This is a genomic window from Sphingobacterium shayense, from assembly GCF_013179575.1.
Lineage (GTDB): Bacteria > Bacteroidota > Bacteroidia > Sphingobacteriales > Sphingobacteriaceae > Sphingobacterium > Sphingobacterium shayense.
In genome coordinates this window covers 1-4,440 of the sequence record NZ_JABMCQ010000239.1, presented here as the reverse complement: position 1 = coordinate 4,440, position 4,440 = coordinate 1, and the positions used below count along the sequence as shown (strand labels likewise).

At 38.7% G+C, this 4,440-nt stretch carries 3 protein-coding genes and 1 pseudogene; 1 reads left to right on the top strand and 3 read right to left on the bottom strand.

Annotated elements, in window-relative coordinates:
• Positions 1-137: 137 nt before the first annotated feature.
• The 3 genes from HP439_RS17970 to HP439_RS17960 all read right to left on the bottom strand — a co-directional run bounded on the left by HP439_RS17970 (position 138) and on the right by HP439_RS17960 (position 4,242).
• On the bottom strand, positions 138-914 hold the full coding sequence (locus HP439_RS17970) for an SGNH/GDSL hydrolase family protein (RefSeq protein ID WP_172391713.1): 777 nt from the start codon (positions 912-914) through the stop codon (positions 138-140).
• A 318-nt stretch (positions 915-1,232) separates the two neighbouring features.
• The gene (locus HP439_RS17965; RefSeq protein WP_172391712.1) at positions 1,233-3,137 is read right to left on the bottom strand and encodes an AAA domain-containing protein; all 1,905 of its coding nucleotides are present in this window, start codon (positions 3,135-3,137) and stop codon (positions 1,233-1,235) included.
• A gap of 301 nt (positions 3,138-3,438) precedes the next feature.
• Complete coding sequence (locus HP439_RS17960) at positions 3,439-4,242, bottom strand: XRE family transcriptional regulator (protein ID WP_172391711.1); 804 nt, start codon at positions 4,240-4,242, stop codon at positions 3,439-3,441.
• Here HP439_RS17960 and HP439_RS19480 point away from each other — a divergent pair.
• A pseudogene (locus tag HP439_RS19480) lies at positions 4,209-4,440 on the top strand (hypothetical protein); the annotation flags it as partial. The gene HP439_RS17960 and the pseudogene HP439_RS19480 sit on opposite strands and share 34 nt — an antisense overlap.

The following is a 4,440-nucleotide window of genomic DNA, read 5'->3' as shown; positions in this document are numbered from 1 at the left end:
TATCAACTGACCGGTGCATATAAAATAAAAAAGCAATGTTAAAACATTGCTTAGATAGCTTTTCAATATTAATGATCACATTTCACTATATCCTTAGTAATTCTATCTTATTTCTTACTTTTCGGCGCATTAGTTCGCTAATTAATAATATAAGCCTCGGCGGTAGTTCGCCATAATTCCGCCATCTTTTGATGAGCGGCTGCTGTCGGATGAACACCATCCCATAACCAATAATCAGGCGAAGTTTGAGGGTTGTCGACTATTAGATCTGCATACATACTATGAAAATCTACTAATGTAACATGGTGTTTAGCGGCTAACTTGTGTATCTCTATGGATAGTACTTTTATTAGATCGGCGTAACGGTCATAATTTTCGACCCGAGCTCCTGGACTCACGAAAGGAGTACATAGAAGAATCTTAACATTCGGGTATTCCTTTACTGTCTTTATAATTAGCTCGGAATATTTTTTAGACCAAACAACCTCGTCAAATGATTTATCCTTTGATTCCAAAAATTTAGCGACGTCATTAGTTCCTATCAAAATGGAAAGAATATCGGGATTCAAATCGAGCACATCTGATTGCCAGCGCGCCGAAAGATCTTCCAGCGTATTTCCACTTATACCACGGTTGAAAAAACTGAGGTTATAGCCCGGAAACTTCCCCATATAATAAGCCGCCGAGAGATACATAAATCCACTTCCGAAAAGATGATTTTGATCCAAATGGTTTCGTTCTCGACTTGGCTTCGCTCCCCCACCACCCCAATTTCCATCCGTAATAGAATCCCCGATAAATAATATATGCTTTCTCTGTGCAAATAAACCGTTCGTCGAAATTAATAACAAACACGTAACCAAAAGGTATTTAAATGGTTTCTTTTCGAAAATAATTGAGATCTTAGAATTCATTTCTTTTTTAGAAGGCTGAGATATTCTTTAAGGGGATGCCGCAATTTTTTCCTAACGATGGGAATCCTCCACAAACAATCATAAATATACTGATCTTATCCAAACGAACTCTATGTTTTTCTCTTTTTTCACTCCACTCGTACCTATTTAGTTCGTTATATTCAGAATCTGTTCAACACTGCAACATATGTAAATAATTTACATTCATTACAGCACTCTCTACACCATTATCATAGTAATTTCCTGAAAACGAAAGCTTTTTATCTTGTGACAATCTTCAACTCTTGAATATTGAAACAAAATTTTGTTCTTAGAAGTTTAGGCCCACTCCCAAACACTGCGGTATTGCTCCACAGATTCCGTAAATGACAGCAGTCCTTGATAAAATGGATGTTGACCAATAGTACTGCTATCACCAATAATTATAAGCTTTTTCTTCGCACGCGTCATAGCCACATTCATCCGTCGAACATCAGATAAAAAACCTATTTGCTGCTCATCGTTACTTCGTGTCAAACTAATATAAATTACATCCTTTTCCTGCCCTTGAAAACTATCAATAGTATTTACTTGAATATACTTCAAAAAAGGTTTTAACTGTTCATCTTCGGTAATGATTTCTTTAAGTAATGCTACCTGTCTACGGTATGGAGCTATAATGCCGATTCTTGGGAAAGGTATCCCTTGGTAACTTATTTTAAGTTTCAGTAACGTTTCAGTAAGATGCTTTCGTAAAAACTGAGCTTCTTCAACATTAAAAATAGCATTATCAAGCTGTGTTTCTTCAAATCCACTTCCTGCTGTATCAATAAAAACGATTGGGGCTGAATCTTGTAGCAAAGTCCATTTTTCAACAAAACTAGCGGCTTGCAGTTTTCCATCATAAAGAGCTTGCGATGGATACTGCATGATATGTTCATGCATCCGGTACTGCACATCCAGCAAGGATACCTCCAAAGGATATTTTCGGGCAAGCTTCTCAAACAGAGTATTATTAAGTCCAGTGCGGATATTGCTGTGCGACTTGACTGTCGGAGGTAGTTGAAGATGATCTCCGGCTAATACAAGTTTGCTTGCCTTTAAAATAGGAATCCAGCATGCTGGCTCGAGTGCTTGCGCTGCTTCATCGATAACAACAGTAGCATACTTTCTATCGCGAATCGTAAAATGACTGGCACCAACCAACGTTGCAGTAACTATTTGCACCTTGGCGAGAATATCTTCCAAAATATAATCCTGTATGCGGTCAATTTCTTTACGCAGCTTACGTACCTCGTCAAACAAAGCCTTTCGCTGCTCCCGCTCATTCCTTCCAAAACTCCGTTTGTATTTATGAGCCATCTCTGTATATGCGCGGGCTTGCTTAGCTAGGTTTTTCGCTTCTTTATTGGCACTATGCATCTCTACCATTGCATCCAGTGTAAGCTCTTGTAAATGATCCGAAACTTTAACAGGATTTCCTATTCGCACCACCGACAACCCTGCCGCATCAAGCCTTTCAGTCAGCACATCTACAGCAGTGTTACTGGGAGCAACAACTAAAATTTGTTTTTTTTCCTGATTTAATAATGCCGCTATCCCTTTGACAAGTGTTGTCGTCTTACCTGTGCCCGGAGGGCCATGTAAAATAGACAGTGGACTAGTTCCCAAAATATGTTGAATGGCGCTGTTCTGACTGGGGTTACAATCTTCATTATTGTAACTTGATTCCTGCTGTAAAAGGGTCGGTAAAGCCTGTTCCCCAATAAGTTGTCGAACAAGTGCACCATCTTTAGGATCAGACTTTAACTCCTTAGCTTTTCGTAGAGCATTGTGCATCTCTCGATAGGAATTTTCATCAAACAATAAATCTACTCCCAATTTACCTCTGCGGCTCCAATCAGGTAATTCATCCACGCGAAATGAAATCCGCATAGTATCCCCTCGTACAAAAGCAACAACCCCATCAATACGATCGTGTTTTGGATCATGATTAGAAAATAATGATACCGGCATACCAAAACGAAATTTATCTCCTTCTTGAAGATTATTAACTTTATTTACGCTAATGGTTAAATAATCTCCACGACCTAGTTCACTTCCTCCGATAGAGATCGGAAACCATGTCATTCCTTGTGAACGACGCTCTTGTAACGAGCTTTTTACCAAAAGCGCTTCGTACTGCACTCGATCGTAATGTTGCTCCTGATCTAATAGAGACGTGAGTTCTTCAAAATATTCCATACGCTGAATTAACGGCGCAAAATACCTGAAATTTTAATGAAAACATAATTCGAACGGTCTTCTATGGACTGGCGCCCCAGCAGAGTCTAGAGGTTGCGCTGCAACGGGCGCAGACTCATCTAATGGTCAAAATATCCTGCTTGAAATGTCTGTAATATACCTAAAAAGCCTGTTACTGCATCGACCACCTTCATTATCGTGATTTAAAGTTCTTCTGATCATCCTTAGCTATACTGGAGTATTACTAAAGAATCCCTTACAAAAACAACGCCCCTTATTCATCTCAATAAGGGAGAATAATTTACTTTGTGTGCATTTTACGATCCAACTCTTGGATTGCTCTCAGCACAATCGACATATCAGACTGAGACTCCGGAAAGACTTTAGTAGTGTATGTATAAAATTTCCATATTTCCAAGACCTCATGAATATCGACCTGATAAGGTTGATAAACTGGATTTAACGATCGTAAAACAAGGGTTCCGTCCGTATTAACAGTCACCAACTTGAATACAAAATCATTTTGTCCTTTTAAAATCACAATACAGGGGGTATCCGGTTTTATTGTGCTCCAATCAGCAAGATATTTACCTGTAATATCACTTCCATCGGGTATAGGAAGCATAGAATCTCCTGTAATTGGAAATATACGATAGGTATCCCCCTTCGGTAAATTAGGCATCGAGTATTTTGGTAAACCGGCAATAAATTCTGGATCTGCATAACCCGCAGCATAACCAGCCTTGGCTTTAATAGGGACATATTCTATATGCTCGTTATTTCCTGTGTCTACGCTAATGGCCAGCACACGCAAATTCCCTCCCTTTATATACACATCATTTCCCGCTTCTAGCTCTCGCAACTTCAACTCCCCGAGCTTTGACAAATCTACTTTCAGTAACGTATCCACACTAACCGAGAAAAAAGATGAAAAGTTCAAATAGTCCTCCGGCTGTGGAGATTTTGTATTTCCTGCTTCAATTGCTGCTAGCTTAGCCCTTGTCAATCCAAGTTTGGCAGCAACAACCTCTTGACTCATCCGTTTACGCTCACGAAGAAATTTAATGTTAGATGCAAAAAATATTTTTTGATTTTCAGTTTTCATTTGTTATAATTGATAACGAACAATTGTTATTAATAATAACAAATATACATTTTTTTTCGGATATGGAGGGGACAGCAAAAAAAGAAATCATAAAAAAACTTCAAGAAAAAATACTTTCTCTAGAAGGTTTCAAAAGTACAACAACCGATTTACATCGGGAAGATTTTGGCCTACAGGCAATGGAGAAAGCGTTTCCTG